Origin of the sequence: Myxococcus sp. CA056 (assembly GCF_013336715.1) — a bacterium.
Taxonomy (GTDB): Bacteria; Myxococcota; Myxococcia; order Myxococcales; family Myxococcaceae; genus Myxococcus; species Myxococcus llanfairpwllgwyngyllgogerychwyrndrobwllllantysiliogogogochensis.
This window is the reverse complement of sequence record NZ_JABUMT010000012.1, coordinates 198,927-217,202: the sequence shown is the minus strand read 5'-3', so window position 1 is coordinate 217,202 and position 18,276 is coordinate 198,927. Positions and strand designations below refer to the sequence as shown.

Annotated in this window: 17 protein-coding genes; 11 read left to right on the top strand and 6 right to left on the bottom strand. The window is 69.7% G+C overall.

The window, feature by feature from the left end:
- The 3 genes from HUA76_RS34470 to HUA76_RS34460 are packed head-to-tail and all read right to left on the bottom strand — an operon-like array spanning position 1 to position 2,535.
- Positions 1-966 (bottom strand): DMT family transporter, encoded by a 966-nt coding sequence (locus tag HUA76_RS34470; RefSeq protein WP_174457556.1) that lies wholly within the window; start codon positions 964-966, stop codon positions 1-3.
- The gene (queG, locus tag HUA76_RS34465) at positions 939-1,952 is read right to left on the bottom strand and encodes a tRNA epoxyqueuosine(34) reductase QueG (RefSeq protein ID WP_174463220.1); all 1,014 of its coding nucleotides are present in this window, start codon (positions 1,950-1,952) and stop codon (positions 939-941) included. The genes HUA76_RS34470 and queG overlap by 28 nt, the downstream gene beginning before the upstream one ends.
- A 19-nt stretch (positions 1,953-1,971) precedes the next feature.
- On the bottom strand, positions 1,972-2,535 hold the full coding sequence (locus HUA76_RS34460; protein ID WP_141646662.1) for a cob(I)yrinic acid a,c-diamide adenosyltransferase: 564 nt from the start codon (positions 2,533-2,535) through the stop codon (positions 1,972-1,974).
- 154 nt (positions 2,536-2,689) lie between these two features.
- Between HUA76_RS34460 and HUA76_RS34455 the strand changes: the two genes are divergently transcribed.
- The 5 genes from HUA76_RS34455 to HUA76_RS34435 all read left to right on the top strand — a co-directional run bounded on the left by HUA76_RS34455 (position 2,690) and on the right by HUA76_RS34435 (position 7,170).
- A complete protein-coding gene (locus tag HUA76_RS34455) occupies positions 2,690-3,484 on the top strand; it encodes a thymidylate synthase (protein WP_174463219.1) in 795 nt (264 codons plus the stop codon).
- On the top strand, positions 3,481-3,960 hold the full coding sequence (locus HUA76_RS34450; protein ID WP_174457558.1) for a dihydrofolate reductase: 480 nt from the start codon (positions 3,481-3,483) through the stop codon (positions 3,958-3,960). Before HUA76_RS34455 ends, HUA76_RS34450 begins: the two co-directional genes overlap by 4 nt.
- A 76-nt stretch (positions 3,961-4,036) precedes the next feature.
- Positions 4,037-4,453, top strand: coding sequence for a hypothetical protein (locus HUA76_RS44955; protein WP_217440592.1), 417 nt, complete (start codon positions 4,037-4,039; stop codon positions 4,451-4,453).
- A gap of 64 nt (positions 4,454-4,517) precedes the next feature.
- Positions 4,518-6,371: an FTR1 family protein gene (locus HUA76_RS34440; RefSeq protein WP_174463218.1), complete on the top strand. Its 1,854-nt coding sequence runs from the start codon at positions 4,518-4,520 to the stop codon at positions 6,369-6,371.
- Between the two features lie 37 nt (positions 6,372-6,408).
- A complete protein-coding gene (locus HUA76_RS34435; protein ID WP_174463217.1) occupies positions 6,409-7,170 on the top strand; it encodes a GlsB/YeaQ/YmgE family stress response membrane protein in 762 nt (253 codons plus the stop codon).
- A gap of 16 nt (positions 7,171-7,186) precedes the next feature.
- Here HUA76_RS34435 and HUA76_RS34430 read toward each other — a convergent pair whose 3' ends face one another.
- Positions 7,187-8,719 (bottom strand): MBL fold metallo-hydrolase, encoded by a 1,533-nt coding sequence (locus HUA76_RS34430; RefSeq protein WP_174463216.1) that lies wholly within the window; start codon positions 8,717-8,719, stop codon positions 7,187-7,189.
- On the bottom strand, positions 8,716-10,011 hold the full coding sequence (locus HUA76_RS34425; protein ID WP_141646656.1) for an HD domain-containing protein: 1,296 nt from the start codon (positions 10,009-10,011) through the stop codon (positions 8,716-8,718). The genes HUA76_RS34430 and HUA76_RS34425 overlap by 4 nt, the downstream gene beginning before the upstream one ends.
- A gap of 148 nt (positions 10,012-10,159) precedes the next feature.
- On the opposite strand from HUA76_RS34425, the gene HUA76_RS34420 reads away from it, so the two are divergent.
- From HUA76_RS34420 to HUA76_RS34410, 3 genes are all read left to right on the top strand, one after another.
- On the top strand, positions 10,160-11,239 hold the full coding sequence (locus HUA76_RS34420; protein ID WP_174463215.1) for an ATP-grasp domain-containing protein: 1,080 nt from the start codon (positions 10,160-10,162) through the stop codon (positions 11,237-11,239).
- Positions 11,151-11,618, top strand: coding sequence for a GNAT family N-acetyltransferase (locus HUA76_RS34415; protein ID WP_141646654.1), 468 nt, complete (start codon positions 11,151-11,153; stop codon positions 11,616-11,618). The genes HUA76_RS34420 and HUA76_RS34415 overlap by 89 nt, the downstream gene beginning before the upstream one ends.
- Positions 11,619-11,681: 63 nt before the next feature.
- Positions 11,682-13,172, top strand: a complete 1,491-nt coding sequence (locus tag HUA76_RS34410; RefSeq protein WP_174457562.1) for a transglutaminase family protein — start codon at positions 11,682-11,684, stop codon at positions 13,170-13,172.
- A 126-nt stretch (positions 13,173-13,298) separates the two neighbouring features.
- Here HUA76_RS34410 and HUA76_RS46345 read toward each other — a convergent pair whose 3' ends face one another.
- On the bottom strand, positions 13,299-15,392 hold the full coding sequence (locus tag HUA76_RS46345; RefSeq protein ID WP_174463214.1) for a thioredoxin domain-containing protein: 2,094 nt from the start codon (positions 15,390-15,392) through the stop codon (positions 13,299-13,301).
- 124 nt (positions 15,393-15,516) lie between these two features.
- On the opposite strand from HUA76_RS46345, the gene HUA76_RS34400 reads away from it, so the two are divergent.
- The 3 genes from HUA76_RS34400 (at position 15,517) to HUA76_RS34385 (ending at position 18,276) form a co-directional block, all read left to right on the top strand.
- The gene (locus HUA76_RS34400) at positions 15,517-16,887 is read left to right on the top strand and encodes a glycosyltransferase family 39 protein (protein ID WP_174463213.1); all 1,371 of its coding nucleotides are present in this window, start codon (positions 15,517-15,519) and stop codon (positions 16,885-16,887) included.
- Between the two features lie 85 nt (positions 16,888-16,972).
- Positions 16,973-17,671 carry a peptidoglycan-binding protein gene (locus HUA76_RS46340; RefSeq protein ID WP_217440590.1) on the top strand — a complete coding sequence of 233 codons (699 nt, stop codon included), beginning with the start codon at positions 16,973-16,975 and terminating at the stop codon, positions 17,669-17,671.
- 62 nt (positions 17,672-17,733) lie between these two features.
- A complete protein-coding gene (locus HUA76_RS34385) occupies positions 17,734-18,276 on the top strand; it encodes a DUF350 domain-containing protein (protein ID WP_141647555.1) in 543 nt (180 codons plus the stop codon).

The window sequence follows — 18,276 nt, the reverse complement described above, 5'->3', positions numbered from 1 at the left end:
TCAGGTCGCCGGGCGCCCCGCCACGGGAGGCAGGGGCGCCGTCGGCGGAGCACGGGCCATCACCGTCTGGGTGAGCCGCACGCCCGCCAGGACGAGCAACCCACCCACCACGATTTCCCAGTGCAGGGCCTCGTCCAGCAGCGCCCAGGCCGCGAGCGCCGTCGCCGCGGGCTGGAGGTTGGAGAAGATGGCCACCTTCGACGCCGACACCTTCGACAGCGCGTAGTACCAGAGCACGTACGCCACCACCGACGTGAGCAGCCCCAGGTAGACGATGCAGCCCTTGGCCGCCAGGCTCGCGGCCATCAACGCCTCGGGCTTCGCCACGAACGGAGCGAAGGGCAGCATCAACACCGTGGCCATCGTCATGCACCACGCCGTCGCGCGCAGCGGACCGTGGACGGCGACGAAGGGCTTCCCCTCCGTCGTGTAGGCCACCCAGGCCAGCACCGCGCCGAGGATGAGCACATCCCCCAACAGGGAGCCGCGTGCATCCGCCAGCCCTCGTCCCAGCAGCAGCACCACGACGCCCGCGAATGCGGTGGCGATGCCCAGCAGCGTCCGCGTAGAGGCCCGCTCCTGTCCTCGCACCAGGCTCAAGAGATAAACGCCCAGCGGCGTGAGCGCATAGAGGAGCGCGCCATGCGCGGCGGTGGAGCGTGACAGGCCGGTGAAGAAGAACACCTGGTTCACCGGGCCCGCCAGGAGTCCCAGGACGAAGATGCGGCGCCAGGCATCGCGCGGCGGCAGCTTGGGCCCGGGCAGCACCAGGAGCAGCGCGACGAACACCAACCCGCTCAGACAGAAGCGCCACAACACCACGGTGAGCGGCGGCAGCTCCGTCATGGCCCGCTTCGCGGCCAGGTAGGTCCCCGCGCTGATGATGACCTGGATGAGCAACGCGGCGTACACCCCGCGAAGCGAAGACTCGGAGGAGTTCAGGGGTCGAGCTTGCAGAGCGCCCATTGCGCCGCGGTACGTACCAATTCGCTCGAATCGCCGCAGAGCTTTTCGAGCAGGTATCGCGAGTCCGCCTGCCTGGCCACGCCCAGCGCGTACACAGCGTTGCGGCGAAGCACATCGTACCGTGCACGTGCCAGCGCTGTACCGGGGATGAGTTGCTCGTACTGTGTCGGTGTCAGCCCCGCCAGCTCCAGCGTCCCCAGCTCCGCCACCGCGCGCGGCGCGAAGCGCGGGTGCTCGGCGAACACCGGCCGCCGGTTGAGCGGACACACCTGCTGGCAGATGTCGCACCCGAAGATGAGGTTGTCGAACTTGAGCCGGAAGGCCTCCGGCACCTGCTGCTCACGGTTCTCGATGGTCTGGTAGGACAGGCACGCCCGCGCGTCCACACGGCCGTTGCCCACCAGCGCGCCCGTGGGACAGGACATGAGACAGCGGCGACACGCGCCACACCGGTCCGCCGCGGGGCCCGTCCCATAGTCGTCGACCTCGGCATCGAGGATGAGCGTGGCCAGCAGCACCCACGAGCCATACGGCTCGGTGATGAAGCAGCCATTCTTCCCCACGTAGCCGAGCCCCGCGCGCGCCGCCCACACCTTCTCCATCAGCGGGCCGCTGTCCACGCTCCCGTACGTCCCCAGGCCGGGGAACATCACGGTGACGGCCTTGCGGAAGGCCTTCATCCTGTCGCGCAGCGTGGAGTGGTAGTCGCGTCCCCGCGCATACCGGGCGATGGGTGAGCCCACCGACTCCTCGTCATCACGCCAGTAGTTGTTGATGAAGGAGATGACCGTCCTGGCGCCCGGAAGCAGCCTGTCCACGTCCAGCCGCTCGGCGGCTCGCTCGCCCATCCAGTCCATGTCCGCCGCGAAGCCCGCCTCCAGCCACTCCATGAGGAAGGTGGGAGGAATGGGCTCCGCGCGAGCGAAGCCCACGAGGTCGAAGCCAACGGACCGGGCGAGGTCGCGAAGATGGGCGGTGGGCAGCACGACGGCGAACCTGGGAGCGCTACGACGCGGAGGGCTTCTCCGGAATCCACTTCACGTCCTGCACATTGGCGCGGTGGTTGGCCACGCGCGCCATGACGAAGAGCAGGTCGGAGAGCCTGTTGAGGAAAACCACCACGTCCTTCGGAATCGTCCCGTCGCGCAGCAGCGGGACGGCGCGGCGCTCGGCACGACGGCACACGGTGCGCGCCAGGTGCAGCGCGGCGGCGCCCTGCGTGCCTCCGGGCAGGATGAAGTGGGTCATCTTCGGCAGCTCGCTCTCGAAGCGGTCAATGGCGTGCTCCATGTCCTCCGCCCAGTCCGCCTTGAGCGCCGGGATGTGCGCGGACGCCTTCGTGCCCGCCGGCGTCGCCATCACCGCGCCCACGGTGAAGAGCTGGTCCTGGAGCCGGTGCAGCATCGCGTCCAGCTCCTGCGGCAGCGTGAAGCCCCTCGCGAGCCCGAGCGTCGCGTTGAGTTCATCCACCTCGCCGTACGCGTCCACGCGGGCGTCATCCTTCGCGACGCGACCGCCCCCGAACAGGCCGGTCTCTCCCGCGTCACCCGTCTTGGTATAAATCTTCATGTTTCCGGCTTGTACCGGTGGTGCGCGCCACACGTCCAATGAGAAGGCGCGTCGGTGCATGCGCGGAGACATGCGACATTCTGCGGGGTAGCTGGCAGTTCGCGCGACACGGGGCTTGATCCGCGAGGCAGCGGCGCCTAGACGGCATGGCCCCATGCAGCCCTATCTGAACCTGCTCGACCACGTCCTCAAGCACGGAACGAAGAAGGGCGACCGCACCGGCACGGGCACGCTCAGTGTCTTCGGCCCACAACTGCGGTTCGACCTGACGCGCGGCTTCCCGCTGGTCACCACGAAGAAGCTGCACGTGAAGTCCATCTTCCACGAGCTGCTGTGGATGCTCGCGGGCGACACCAACGTGCGCACGCTCCAGGCCAACGGCGTCACCATCTGGGACGAGTGGGCCAACGCACACGGCGAGCTGGGGCCTGTCTACGGCCACCAGTGGCGCTCCTGGAACGCGCCGGACGGCGCCCACATCGACCAGATGAAGGCCCTGGTCGACGGGCTGAAGAAGAACCCCGACTCGCGCCGGCACCTCGTCAGCGCGTGGAACGTGGCGGACCTGCCGGACATGAAGCTGCCGCCGTGCCACGTCCTCTTCCAGTTCTATGTGGCCAACGGGCGTCTGTCCTGCCAGCTCTACCAGCGCAGCGCGGACCTCTTCCTGGGGCTGCCCTTCAACATCGCCTCGTACGCGCTGCTGACGATGATGGTGGCGCAGGTGACGGGCCTGGAGGCGCACGAGTTCATCCACACGATGGGCGACGCGCACCTGTACCTCAACCACGTCGAACAGGCCCGTGAGCAGCTCTCGCGCGAGCCTCGGCCGTTGCCCCGCCTGCGTCTCAACCCGGACGTGAAGGACCTGTTCGCCTTCAAGTACGAGGACCTCCAGCTCGAAGGCTACGAGCCGCACCCCGCCATCAAGGCCCCGGTCGCCGTATGAAGCTGTCTGCCATCGTCGCCCTGGCATCCAACCGCGTCATCGGCGCCCACAACCAGCTGCCGTGGCGACTGCCCGCGGACCTCGCGCGCTTCAAGCGACTCACCATGGGCCACACGCTCATCATGGGCCGCAAGACGTATGACTCCATTGGCCGTCCGCTGCCGGGCCGCGCCTTCATCGTCGTCACGCGCCGGCAGGACTTCGCGCCCGATGGTGTGACGGTGGCCCACTCCGTGGAGCAGGCGCTCCAACAGGCGCGGGCCCGAGGCGATGACGAGGTCTTCATCGCGGGCGGCGCGGACCTCTACGCCCAGACGATGGACCGCGTGCAGCGCCTCTACCTCACGCGCATCGCTCGCGATTACCCGGGCGACATCTTGTTCCCGGAGGTCGACCTGTCCGGCTGGCGACTCGTCGAGGAAGAGCAGCACCCGGAGTCAGAGCCTCCGTACGCGTTCCTCACCTACGAGCGCTGAGGGGCACATCCCTCCTTCCGTCGCTCGTCCGCCAGGCAGCGCACCGGGCGCCGTCGGGTGGCTCCCACGCGAGGCCGTGTCCACCTCCAACGGCATGTGGACCACCCTCACCTTCCCGCTGCCGCAGCACCTCATGGGCCGCACCCTGCGCACGGCGTCGCTGGCCGGTGCCACCGGACTCGCGCTCGCCAACACCGCCACGCTTGCTCGCCTCTCCCGTCAGCTCGACGCCCAGCGAATCCGGAGGCCCCTGCGCGCCCGAGCCCTCCGCGCACTCGCCGTCGGAGCCAGCGCCCTGGGCGCCACCGCGCTCGGCGCACTCGCCGTCGGAGCCGTCGCCATCGGCGCGCTCTCCATCGGCTCCCTCGCCATCGGCTGCCTGCGGGGCGGTGACTGGCGCCTCGCTCGCCTGCGCATCCATTCCCTGGAAGTCGAGCAGTGGACAGGCCCTGGCAACTTCACTGCCGGCACCACCGCCCCTTCGCGCGCTTGAAACGCCCGTTTTGATATTGATTCGCAAAATTGAAACCCTCATCCCCCGCTGGTAGACGAGGACCATGAATCGTGTGGTCTCCGTCGCCTTGTGCCTCGTGCTCGCGGTGCCTCTTTCGGCCGTGGCGGGCGAGGCCGGCGCGGATGAGCGGACGTGGCACCGATTGGTGGGCATCCTCCAGTACCTGGAGGCGGACTATCCGGCCGCCATCGAGTCCCAGTCTGCGTTCGAACTGGCGGAGCAGAAGAGCTTCGCGGCCGAGGCGGTGGACGCGGCCCAGGGCCTGGGCGCGGCGGCGGCGGTCTTCATCCCACGTGTGAAGGCCATCCAGGCGCGCGTGGACCAGTCGCGCGACGCGGAGGGCGTGAGCCGGGACTGCGGCGCGCTGGTGGAGGACCTGGTGCTCGCCGGGGGCCTTGCTCGCAGCCCGCGTCACCCGCCGGACCTGAAGCTCGGCGAGAAGCTCTTCCAGACGAACTGCGCGGCCTGTCACGGCGCGGACGGCAGCGCCAACCTGCCCATCGCCGCCACCATGGAGCCCCAGCCCGCCAACTTCCGCGACGCGGAATTGATGGGCGGCCTCACGCCCTACAAGGCCTTCAACACCACCAGCTTCGGCGTGCCGGGCACCGCGATGCCGGCCTATCCCACGCTGAGCGAGGACGAGCGCTGGTCGCTGGCCTTCTTCGTCTTCACCCTGCGCCAGCCGCCGTGCGAGGGCGCTCCGCCGCGAGCGTCGCTGGAGCGGCTGGCGAACACCACGGATGACGAGCTGGTGAAGTCGTTCGGCGCGGAGCACCTCGCGTGCCTGCGCCGCGAGCTGCCGCAAGTGGACGAGGAGCGCTCGCTGATGATTGCTCGCGACGGCGTGCAGGAGGCGCTGCGGCAGGGCGCGGCGGGCAACGCGGCCGGGGCGAAGGCGGCCTTGTTGGATGCGTACCTCAATGGCCTGGAGCCGGTGGAGCCCAAGCTCAGCTCACGGGACTCGGCGCTGGTGCTCAAGCTGGAGCAGGGGTTCCTGAACGCGCGGCTCGCGGCGGAGAACGGCAGTCCGCGCCTCCAGGACGAGGGCCGTGAGCTGGTGTCGCTCCTGGACCAGGCGCGCCGGGGCAGCGGCACCGCGGCGGACCTGGTGTCCACGCTGTGGCTCACCGTGTTCATCCTGCTGCGCGAGGGCTTCGAGGCCACCATCATCGTCGCGGCGCTGCTGGCGGCCCTGAAGAAGATGAAGGCCACCGAGCACGTGCGCGTGGTGCATGCCGGCTGGATGTCCGCGCTGGTGGTGGGCGCTGGGGCCTACCTGCTCGGCCGACACCTGCTGGCCGGCGCGCAGCGCGAGTGGCTGGAGGGCGTGGCCGCGCTCGTGGCGGTGGGCATGCTGGTGTACGCCGCGATGTGGCTCAACGCACGCTCCAACATGAGCCAGTTCATGGGCGAGCTGCGCCAGAAGATGCAGGGCGCGCTCGGCCGCGGCAGCATGGTGGGCCTGTTCCTCATCGCCTTCACCGCCGTGCTGCGCGAGAGCTTCGAGACGGCCATCTTCCTCCAGGGCCTGGCGCTGGACTCGCCCGAGGGCGTGGCCTGGGGCTCGCTGGTGGGAGTGGTGGCGCTTGGCATCCTCGTCCTCTTCATCAACCGGCTGGGCTTCCGGCTGCCCATGAAGACGTTGTTCAACGTGTCCACGGGGGTCCTCGTCGTCACGGCGGTGATGCTGCTGGGCAAGGGCCTGCACTCGCTCCAGGAAGTGGGGGCGCTGCCGCTGGTTCCCGTGCGCTTCTTCACCCTGGACCTGCTGGGCATCTACCCGGACCTCGTGTCCCTGCTTCCCCAGGCCCTGCTGGCCGCCGCGCCGGTGGCCCTGCTGCTGCGGCGGCGCCGGGCTCGCGCCGACCGCGTCACCGAGGTGTCCGCCAGTTGACGCGACGACACCCCCGGCCTTGCGGTAGTTTGTGCGGGTGAGGTTTTCGCGCGCGCTCTCCGCCTGGCTGGTCGTCCTGCTCCTGTCGAGCACGGGCTCCGCCCGGGGTCAGCCCGTCCCCCAGGAGGACGAGCCGGCCCAGCGCCCCGCCCCGGAGCTGTCGCCTCCCCCGCTCGTCCCCGTCTCGCCAGGAGACAGCACGTCGCGGGACGACCAGGGCGACGACGACACCCAGGCCACCCCCACCCCGCCCGCCGGCACCGAGGTGACGGAAGAGGCCCGGCCCAGCCGCAAGGCCGCCGTGGAGGACCCGGTGCCCCGCGTCGCGGTGGAGTTCGTGGGAGGAACCGCGGGCGGAATCGCGGGCGGCGCCGTGGGCCTGGTGGTGGGCTATCTGCTCGGCGCGCCCACGGTGGGCTGCGACGAGTGTCAGGTCGTCTCGCTGGTGGGTGGCCTCACCGGCGTCGTCATCGGCATCCCCGCGGGCACCTGGGCGGGCGGCCGGCTCATGGACGGCAAGGGCACGCTGCTCGCCACCGTCGGAGGAAGCCTGGTGGGCTGGGGCGGCGCGCTCCTGGGCTCGCTCATCCTCGGCGCCAACGATGACGACAAGGCGCTCGCCGCGCTCCTGTTGCTGCTCCCCGTCGCCGGAGCCACCACGGGCTACGAGCTGTCCCACCAGTCGCAGCGCCCCGTGACGCCGCCCGCGCAGACGCGGCATGACTCCGGCGTGAGGCTGCTGCCCGTCGCGGGGATGACCGAGCACGGTCCACGACTGGGGCTGATGGGGCGGTTCTGAAGTCCGCCCCTCGGGCTCACGCGCCGATGCGGAAGTACTGCAGCGACTCCTCGCGCACGCGGCCTTCGGCCACCAGCTTCTCCAGCGTGGCCAACGCGCTGCGCTCCGCCACCGGATGCAGCAACGGCGGCGTGTCCGCGTAGGCCCGCTCCACCACCTGCGCCAGCGTGACACCCTCGGGCGGCACCGCCTGGAGGATGAGCGCCTCGCGCTGGGCGCGGTGATTCAGATACTCCTGGAGCTTCGCGGGCCCGTCCGGCAACGGCTGGCCATGCGCGGGATACAGCGTGCCGACGGGCCAGTCGCGCAGCCGGGCGAGCTGCGCCAGGTAGTCGCGCATGTTGCCCTCGGGCGGATCGATGACGATGGAGCCCACGCCGGCCACCATGTCTCCCACCACCGCCGCGCGGCTGCGCTCATCCACGAGGCAGATGTGGCCCCGCGCGTGCCCGGGCGTGTGCAGCACCCGCCAGCGCTGGGGCACCTCCCCCGCCAGTTCCAGCACCTCGCCGTCCTCCAGCAACCGCTCCACGGGGAAGTCGAGCCACTCCGCCGTCTTCGCATGGCACCACAGCGGAATGCCCAGCCGCTCCTTCACCGCGCGCGCGCCGCCGACGTGGTCGCCATGGTGATGCGTCAGCACCACCGCCACCGGCTTGAGCCCGTCCGCCTTCAAGCCCGCGACCAGCGACAGCAGCTTCGCGTACTGCTTCACGTCTCCGGAGCCCGGGTCCACCAGCAGCAGCTCGCCGTTGCCCAGCACGTACGCGTTGGTGTGTGTGGCGGGCGGCAGCGTGGGCGTCTCCAACGCCACCACGCGCACGCCTTGCTGGAACTCGATGCGCTGCGCGATGTAGCCCGGGCAGTACGGCGGCGTCGCCAGCCGCGCCCTCGCGTCCGCCTCGTCCGTGAAGGTCCCGAGCACCTGGAGCGCATGCACCGCGGGAGGATGAAGCAGCGCGGAGCCGTCACCCCAGCGCGCAAGCGCCAGCGCGGGCGACACCCACGCGCCCTCCGACAGCTCTCCAGGCCACAGCTCCGTGCGGGCGTGCGGCGGCAGCTCCACCAGATAGAAGTGCGTGTCGAAGCGCACCGGTACCGCGTGCGGAGTAATCCACCGCCCCGCGACACGGAAGTCCTCGGCGCGCAGCGCCAGGCCCTCGCCCTGGAGCAGCTCGCCCCAGCCGCGCTGTCCCGCCAGCAGCGCCTTTCGCAGCGCGTCCTGCTTCTCCTGGGGAAGTGCCTCGGCGCCCTCGGCCATCAGCACGCCAGCTTCCTCGAAGAGCTCGCGCGCGGCGGCCGAGCGCAACGCGGCCTCCTCTCCACTGACGCCCCGCACGGGGACATCCGCGTCGGCCTTGTCCAGCTTGCCTCCGGGGAACGCGTAGAAGCCGCCCGCGAACGCCAGCGCCTTGCCGCGCTTCACCCAGTAGACCTCCACGCCCGGGCCCACGCGCCGGTACAGGAGCGCCACCGCGGAGGCGCGGGGCTCGGCGGGGACATGGCTCAGGTCCAGGCCGAGGCCCAGACCGGGAAGACGCTCACTCATGATTGCACCGCCTGACCGAGGAGCTGGCCCATCAGCTCGTGCGCTGCTTCCGACTGGTCCGGCCGCACGAACAGCCGCGTGAGGCGGACGGCCCCACTGTAGCGCTGGTACAGCGCCGTGTAGCGCGCCACTTCCGTCAGCCGTCCGGTGGACGCGTCGATGATGAACAGGCTCGGCCCCGGGCTCGCGGGCCCGGAGGCGTACTTGCTCAGGACATTCACGGACTCGACGACGTAGTGCTCGAAGCCCGACGAGACGAGTGCGCTGCGCAGCACGTCCAGGTCATACCCGGCATCCCGCTCCGTGTACTGCGCCAGCAGCTTGAAGCCCTGACGGGTGATGATGCGCTGAGCCCACTTGTTGCGTGAGCGGCGCAGCGTGTACCAGAGCGCGGAGTCGTCACAGAGCAGGAAGGCCTCCGGGTCCGACGGAATCTCGAACTCGCCGGGCGACTCCTCGTAGTAGCGCCGCAGCATGTAGTCGAAGCTGACCGACGTGTGGTGCAGGTACACCGAGACGAACATGTGGTACCGGCTGAGGAGGAAGTCCTCGAAGGCGAACGCCGCCGCCCGGCTCAGCGCGAGGTAGGCCCGCCCGTCCTTCACCGCCGGGTTCAGGTTGCCGATGATCCAATCCATGTCGTACCGGCCGTAGTTGACCCCCGTGTAGAAGGAGTCGCGCAGCAGGTAGTCCATGCGGTCCGCGTCCAGCTCGCCGGAGACGATGGCGCGCAGCAGCGGCGTCCAGTCCACGCCATCCCACGTGAAGCCCGGGTCCTTGGGCGGCTTTGCCCCCGTAATCAGCGCCACCGCGCCCATGGGGGTGATGCCCTGGGCGCCGAACTCGCGCTCGATGATGGGCGTCAGGGAGCTGTCGAGCAGGATTTTCGCCGTGTAGTCCTCGTGGGTGGCCTGCTCGCCTTCCGCCACCGAGTCCAGCCAGCCGGGCAGGCGCAGCAGTGAGCGCTTCGGGGCGATGCGCTCGGAGGCATGCGACAGCGGCATGTGGCCCAGGTCATGACAGAGGACGGCCAGGCGGACGGCGGTGCAGAAGCGCTCGCGCACGTCCTCGGGAAGCGACGAGCGGGCGGCCACCGCCCCGAACACCCGCGAGGCGACGTGCATGGCGCCCAGGGAGTGGATGTGCCGGGTGTGCGTGGCCCCCGGGAAGGCCAGGTCCCCGAAGCCGAGCTGTCGCACGTAGCGGAGCCGCTGATAGTGGCGGCTGTCGATGACGGCCTTCTCCGACTCGCTCACCGGGATGGTGCCGTGGATGGGGTCGCGGATGCGCATGGTGCCCTTTCCATACTCCTGGATACCCCTATCGGAGGTAGTCCACCGTACTGCAAGCCCTTCCGGGAGGTAGCCCAGGAGGTAACCAACCGTCACCAGTGGACTGGGCTCGGAACGGGGGACGTGGTAACCCTCCCGGCACCTCCGAATGCACATCATTCTGCTGCACAACCGCGACCACGAGCTCCTCCAGGATGACCCGGGACGGGAGGCCCGAGAGGACGTGGTGCGAGTCGCCGCCGCGCTCTCGGAAGCGCTCACCCAGGCAGACACCGTCGCCGAGCCGCTCGCCATCGAGGGTGACCGGCTGGACTTCGTGGACATCCTGCGGCGCCGGCAGCCGGACCTCGTCGTCAACCTCTGCGAGTCGCTCGCCGCGGACAGCCGGGGAGAGATGGCGGTCCCCTGCCTGCTGGATGCGCTGGGGCTGGCCTACACCGGCTCGTCCGCCCTGTCGCTGGGGCTCGCGCTGCACAAGCCCAAGGCGAAGGAGCTGCTCAGCGCGCGCGGCGTGTCCACGCCCGCCTTCCGCGTGGTGGAGCGGCTGGAGGACGCGCTGGCGGTGGACCTGCCCTGGCCCCTCATCGTCAAGCCCGCGCGCGAGGACGCCAGCATGGGCGTGACGGGAGACTCCGTCGTGTACGAGCGCTCCGCGCTGGTGCGCGCCTGCGAGGCGGTGTTGCGCACCTTCCACCAGCCCGCGTTGGTGGAGCAGTTCATCCCCGGCCGCGAAATCTACGTGCCGCTGTTGGGAAACCAGCCGCGCCGTGCGCTGCCGTTGACTGAAATCCACTTCGGTCGGACCTTCGAGGACCGGCCGAACATCGTGTCGTACAGCGCCAAGTGGGAGGAGGGCTCTCCCGAGTACCGGGATACGCCCGCCGGGCCGTGCCAGGTGGATGCGGCGCTGGAAGCTCGTTGTGTGCAGGTCGCGCTGGAAGCCTTTGCAGCGCTCGACTGTCAGGACTATGGACGGGTCGACCTTCGGGTGTCTCCGGAGGGTGTGCCCTACGTCATCGATATCAACCCCAACTGCGACCTTCATCCGGGTGCGGGGTTCGCCAGAGCCGCTGCCGCCGCGGGCCTGGACTACCCAGCCCTCGCCGCCCGACTGGTGGAGGTCGCTTCCGAAAGAGCCCATGGACATCCGTCCCATCGAAGGAAAGGACCGGGAGCCCCTCGCCGCGCTGATTCGAAAGATCGAAACCTTCTCGCCGCAGGAGGTTGAGGTCGCCATCGAGCTGGTCGGCATCGCGCTTACGCCGGGCAACACGGACTACGCCATCATCGTCGCGGACCGGGACGGCCAGCTGGTTGGCTACGTCTGTTACGGCCCCACGCCGATGACGGAGGACTGCTACGACCTGTACTGGATTGCGTCCTCTCCGGAGGTGCGCGGTCAGGGTGTGGGCGCGGCGCTGGTGTCCGCGATGGAGGGAGACCTGCGTCGGCGCAACGGCCGGCTCATCCGCGTGGAGACGAGCGCGACGGAGGCCTACGGCCCGACGCGCGGCTTCTACGCGTCCATGAAGTACGGCGAGGAAGCGCGCATCCGCGACTTCTACAAGGTGGGGGACGACCTCATCATCCTCACCAAGCGGCTGTAGGCCACCGCACGGGGTGTGGGGCGGTTGAAGACTTTGACCGCCTCCCCCGTTAGAAGGGGCGTGATGACTCGCACGCTCCGACCGATGTCCCTGGCCCTCGTGTCCCTGTGCGCCCTGCTGACGGGCGCCTCCGCCGCCTGGGCCCAGGCCCCCGCTCCCACCGCGCCCGCCGCGTTGTCCGACGTGGTGAAGGCTCCCCGCCCCCAGGGTGGCGAGTTCTTCGGTCTGTACCTCATGGACAAGAAGGTGGGCTGGCTCTTCACGGACCTGGTGGTGATGCCCGGTGAGCCGGCGCGGGTGAAGAGCATCAACCAGCTCGTGTTCAAGGCCCTCGTCGGTACGCGCCTGTCGGAGCGCAACCACCGCGAGGAGCGCGTCTACGAGGCGAAGCCCGGCGGACGCCTGCTGTCCTTCAGCGTGGTGCAGCGAGGCGACGGCGGGGACCAGACGCTGGAGGGCACGGCCACGCCCGAGGGCGGCATGCGCGTGGTGCGCAAGCGCCTGGGCCACGCGGACGAGGTGCTGCCGGTGGCCGCGACGAAGGAGCGCGTCGAGGACGCGGACCAGGCGCGCGTGGCGCTGACTCGCAAGGCGAAGGTGGACGGCTTCGTGCTGGATGGGATGGACCTGGAGACCTACGGCCTCACCACCACCATGGAGCCCGCCGAGCAGCGGACGGTGAACGGCGTGAAGGTGAAGCTGGGCAAGGCCAGCAGCATTTCGCAGAAGGAGAAGGTGCCGGTGGTCTCCTACGTCACCCAGCGCGGGGAGATGGTGCTGGTGGACTTTGGCCAGACGATGCAGGCGCGCAAGGAGACGGAGGCCGTCGCCAAGCGCATGGATTTGGTGGAGGTGTTTGGCCTCACCCGCGTGGTGCTGCCCAAGCCGCTGCCGGAGTCCGCGCGGGCGGTGCCTGGCAATGTGAAGCTGGTGGTGACGGGCCTGCCGGAGAAGTTCCGCGTGGGGACGTACCGGCAGAAGTTCGCCGCGCGGCCGGATGGGAGCGTGGAGGTGACGTTGCAGGCCGCCGCGCCCTCGACGGCGGCGCGCAAGCCGCGACCGGTGGCGGACCCGGATGGGGGGGAGAACCTCAAGTCCAACCTCATCGTGGAGAGCGATGCCCCGGCCATCCGCGAGCAGTCGAAGAAGATTATCGGTGACGAGAAGGACGCGTACCGCGCGGCGCAGAAGGTGAACACGTGGGTGGCCACGCATCTGGAGAAGGACTACGGGGCCAGCGCGGACCGGGCCACGGATGTGCTGCGCCAGAAGCGTGGGGACTGCACGGAGCACTCGCTGTTGTCCGTGGCGCTGCTGCGCGCGGCGGGCATCCCCGCTCGGCGCGTGGATGGGGTCATCTACATGGTGAACCAGGACGGCGTGCCCGCGCTCTACTGGCACGAGTGGGTGGAGGCGTTCGTGGGTGAGTGGACGCAGTTGGACCCGACGTTCAACCAGCCCGTCGCGGACGCCACGCACTTCGCCTTCGGCTACGAGGGGAACGCCGAAATCACGCCCCTCATCGGCACGCTGAAGGTGACCGAGGTCAAGTAGTCCTGGCTCGCGGAAGCACGCGGGCCTCCTCGGCCCGCGCCCGCCGAGACACAGCGGGCCACCTTACGAGGTGAAGCGCTGGACCCGCCCATTCAGAGCGCGGGCCTCACGTTCCGCGCTCGCCGCTTACGTTCCCGGGGGAGTCTCCGTCAGGCGCTCAGCCAGCTCCTTCGCGTCCGTACGGGGCCGCTCGCAAGCAAAGCCCCGGCACAAGTACGCGGCGCCCTGCCCGCCCACCGGCTCGCGCCCCTCGAACAACTCCTTGAGCAGCGCGGGCGCGGGCTTGCCCGCCTCCTTCCAGCCGAAGGCGAACGTCGGCGCATAGACATGGTTCGCCGCGCTCAAGAGCGGCGCCACCGCGTCGCGCGCCCCAGCAAACGTCACGCCCGCCGCGCCGTCCAAGAGCGAGTCCGCCGCGAGCCCCAGGTAGCCGTAGCCCATCGCATTGGCCACCAGTCCCTCGCGCATCTTCCCCACGTACTTCGCCGGAAGCTCCAGGTGCCGCTCGTTCCCCGTGAGCGCGGCCAGCGCCACCTGCGCCTCCGTCAGCGTGGACGCCCCGGACGGAAACGCGTTGTCGAACAGGCCATACGTCGCCACCACCAGGTCCTTCTGGCCGCGTGGCGCGGTGAAGTACGCCCGCTTCTCCTCATCCCAGAACAGCTCCACCGCGCGCTTCACCAGCGCCTCGGCCGCCTCCAGGTACTTCACGTCGAACGTGGCCTGATAGAGCGCGGTGAGCCCCGAGGCCAGGTCCCCGTAGTCCTCGAGGAAGCCATCGATGCGCGCCTGCCCCTCCTGATACGAGCGCGCCAGCCGCGTCCCGTCCCACATCTTCGCCAGCACGAAGTCCGCGGCGGACACCGCGAGCTTCGTCCAGTCCGGACGCTCGAACACGCGCGAGGCGAGCGCCAGCCCGCGAATCATCAACCCGTTCCAGCCCGCCAGCAGCTTGTCATCCCGGCCCGGCTTCACGCGCTTCTCGCGCGCCTCGAACAACACCCGACGCGCCTCCGACAGCTCGCGCTCGACCTCCTCCACCGGCAGGCTCCGCTCGCGCGCCAGCAACTCCGCTGGCACCACGACCTCCAGCACCGTGGCCCCGTGCTCGAAGTTGCCCTGGGACGTGACGCGGAAGTGACGCGTCACCAGCTCCGCGCGCGCCGGCGGCAACACCGCCTGAAGCTCCTCCGGACGCCACACGAAGAACTTCCCCTCCTCTCCCTCGCTGTCCGCGTCCTGCGCGGCGTAGAAGGCGCCGCCCGCGTCGGTCATCTCGCGGCGCACGTACTCCACCGTCTCCTCCACCACCTTGCGCCACAGCGGCCGAGGCTCCACCTGCTGCGCCTCCGCGTACAGGTGCACGAGCTGCGCGTTGTCGTAGAGCATCTTCTCGAAGTGCGGCACCAACCACCGCGCATCCACCGAGTAGCGATGGAAGCCGCCGCCGAGCTGGTCATAGATGCCCCCCAGCGCCATGCGCTCCAGCGTGAGGAACACCGCGTCCCGCAGTGGCGCGCCGCCCCCACGCCTCCAGGCGCGCAGCAGCAGGGAGAAGTTCATCGGGTTGGGGAACTTGGGCGCGCCGCCGAAGCCGCCATGCACCAGGTCCACCTGCTGCACCATGCGCTTGCCCATCGCCACCACGTCCGCCGCCGTCAACACGCCGGGTGCCGCATCAAGGCCGTACGCGGCCAGCTCGCCCAACCCCTCCTCGAACTGCTCCGCCTGCCGCTTCACTTCCTCGCGCTTGTTCTCCCACGTGTCCCGCAGCGCCATCAGCAGCCGGGGGAAGCCGGGGCGCCCGTAGCGGTCCTCGGGCGGGAAGTAGGTGCCGCCGTAGAAGGGCTTCAGGTCCGGCGTGAGGAACACCGTCAGCGGCCAGCCCCCACCCTGCCCCAACAGCTGCACCACGCCCTGGTAGATCTGGTCCAGGTCCGGCCGCTCCTCGCGGTCCACCTTGATGTTGATGAAGCCCTCGTTCATCAGCCGCGCCGTCTCGGGCGACTCGAAGGACTCGTGCGCCATCACGTGACACCAATGGCACGCGGAGTAGCCCACGGAGAGCAGGATGGGCTTGTCCTCCGCCCGCGCTCGCGCGAGCGCCTCGTCCCCCCAGGCAAACCAGTCCACGGGATTGCCGGCATGCTGGCGCAGGTACGGCGACGGCTCCTGGGCCAGACGGTTGGAGGAACCTGACGACGGAGGGTGGGAGGACATGCGGACTCCAAGCAAGGGACGGCCACGGCACGGCATACGGAGCCCGGGAAAACACGGCAAGCCCCAAGGGCACAACCCTCCACTGGAGAACGGGAGCGAGGTACGCTGGGCCCAAGACGTGAGCATGGTTTCCCCCGCCCCCGCCCCGCCCACCCCCGTCGGCCTCGGCCTCAAGACGTGTCTCACCCTGCTGGGCGTCGCCCTCGCGGTGAGAGTCGTGTTGGCGCTCGGCACCGACGTCTACTTCGACACCGCCTACTACTGGCAGTGGGCCCAGCGGCTCGACTGGGGCTACTACGACCATCCGCCGCTCATCGCCTGGCTCATCGCCGCGCTCGGCATCCACGGCACCGCGTTCCTCTGCGGCACCGGCACCGTGGTCGCCGTGTGGGGACTGGCCCGGGACGTGTACCAGAGCCGTGAAGCCGCCTGGCGCGCGGCGGCCCTGTGGAGCGTGGTGCCCGGAGGCATGGTGGCCGGCGTCTGGGCCACACCGGACACCGCCATGCTGCTGCTCTGGACGCTCGCGCTGTGGGCGCTGTGGCGCGAGCGCTGGCTCTGGGCGGGGCTGGCTTCGGGCCTCGCGGTGCTGGCCAAGTTCCCCGCGGTGCTGCTGGGCGTGGCCTTCCTCGTCACCGCGCTGAAGCACCGACGCCTGCCCAAAGGCGCCTGGGGCACCGGCGTGCTGGCCGCGCTGTTCCTCGTGCCGGTGTTGCTGTGGAACGCACGGCACGACTGGGTGGGCATCGCCTTCCAGCTCCGCCATGGCCTGGAGGGACAGGGCGGGTGGAAGACACTGGGCGAGTTCCTCGGAGGCCAGTTCGCCTTCGGCGGTCCGGTCATCTTCCCGCTCGCGCTGGTGTACGCGCTGCGAGGACCTCGCGAGCAGTTCCTGCTGCGCATGGCGGCCCTGGTGCCCCTTTTGTTCTTCGGCTACGCGGCGTCGCGCGCGCGAGGCGAGGTCAACTGGACGACCATGGCCTACCTCTCCGTGTGCGTGGGCGTCGCGGGCATGCGGCGCCCCTGGCAGCTCGCGGCGGCGTTCTCAGGCCTCGCGGTGGTGCTCGCCGTGACGCTGCACCTGTTCTTCCCCATGCTGCGCTTCAAGCGCGATACGGCCCTGTGGCGCACGCACGGCTGGGAGGTGCTGCGCGCGCTGTCCGCACCCGAGAAGCTCTTCCCCGAAATGAAGCCAGGCGACGTCGTCGCCGTGTACGCCGGCAACTACCAGCTCGCGTCAATGATTGCCCACTACTCGGGCATCCCCGTGGGGACCGCGGGCCTGGTGCGCTTCAGCCAGTACGATGTGTGGCCCGAACCGCTCGTCCCTCCGGGAAAAGATGTGCTCTGGGTGGAAGAAGATGGGCCCCTCCCGCCGCCCGCGTTGACCAGTCATTACGAGTCAATGGAAGACCCAGCCGAGCTGGTTGGAACTTTCCAGGGCCGCCGTCTGCATTTCTTTCGGGTGTGGTGGGTGCGGGGCAAGAAGCCCTGACCCTCCCCGGAGGGCATGACAACTTCCAATCGCAGTCATCGATAACCAGGGAAACCGTCTTTACTCAATAAGCGGGGTCCCCCTCATGTCGACTGTGTCCAGTGCGGGTTCGCGCCGAGTCGCCACCGCCACCACCGCCGCGGCAGCCACGCCTCCCACCGTGCGTCAGGGCTCCAAGGGCGCGACGGTGACAACGCTCCAGAAGAAGCTGGCCGCCGCGGGCTTCAACCCGGGCCCCATCGACGGGGACTTCGGGCCGAAGACGCGCGCCGCGGTGCTTTCCTTCCAGAAGGCGAAGGGCCTGAAACAGGACGGAATCGTCGGCCCGAAGACCTGGGGCGCGCTGAACGCGGGGGGCGTGAAGCCTCCACCCAAGCCGCAGCCAGTGACGAAGGGCACCGCGGAGGCGTTCGTCCAGAAGGCGCTCGCGCAGAAGGGAGACCGGTATGTCTTCGGCGCGGAGACAAACCTGAACGACCCCAACCCGTCCAAGTTCGACTGCTCGGAGCTGGTGCAGTGGGCCGCACACCAGGCGGGCGTCTCCGTCCCCGACGGCACGATGAACCAGGTGCCGTACTTCAAGCAGAAGGGCACCACCATCTCCGTCGACGAGGCCCTGCGCACGCGCGGCGCGCTGCTGTACCGGCCCGGCCACGTGGCCATCAGCCTGGGCGACGGGCGCACCATTGAAGCGCGAGGCTCCGCGTACGGTGTGGGCATCTTCAACGCCAATGGCCGAGGCTGGACGTCCGGCGCGCTCATCCCCGGCCTCAAGTACGGGTGAGCCGGGGACGACGGGTGTAGAGTGCGGCCACCGGCGCTCCCATGGCGCCGGAAGTGCTCCGCATGGACCTCGCCCTCTTCCTCGTCGGTCTCGTCAAAGTCGTACTGGGCGGCCTCGTCGCCGCGCTGGGCATCTGGCTCGCGCTGCGCGGCCTGAGCCGCATCCTCGGCACCAATCCGGTGGAGGAGCTGCGCCAGGGCAACACCGCCGCCGGCATCGTCCACGCCACCAGCCTCGTGTCGCTGGGCATGCTCGTGCAACACGCGGTGCAGGCCACGTCGGACGCGGTGGACCTCACCGTGCGCACCCAGCCCTTCCATCCGATGATGGCGGGCAAGCTGCTCGCGGTGGCCGCGTTGCACGTGGGCCTGTCGCTGGGAGTCGGCGTCGCGGTGCTCGCGCTGGGCATCCTCCTGTTTGACAGGATGACACCCGGCATCGATGAGCTGGCGGAGGTGCGCAAGGGCAACATCGCCGCCGCGCTCATCCTCTCCGCCATCCTCCTCGTCCTCGCGCTGCTGACGGCGCCGGGGCTCCAGGCGGCCCTCAACGGGCTCATCCCCTTCCCCCAGCTTCCCGAGGGGACGATGGTCGCTCCCGGATAG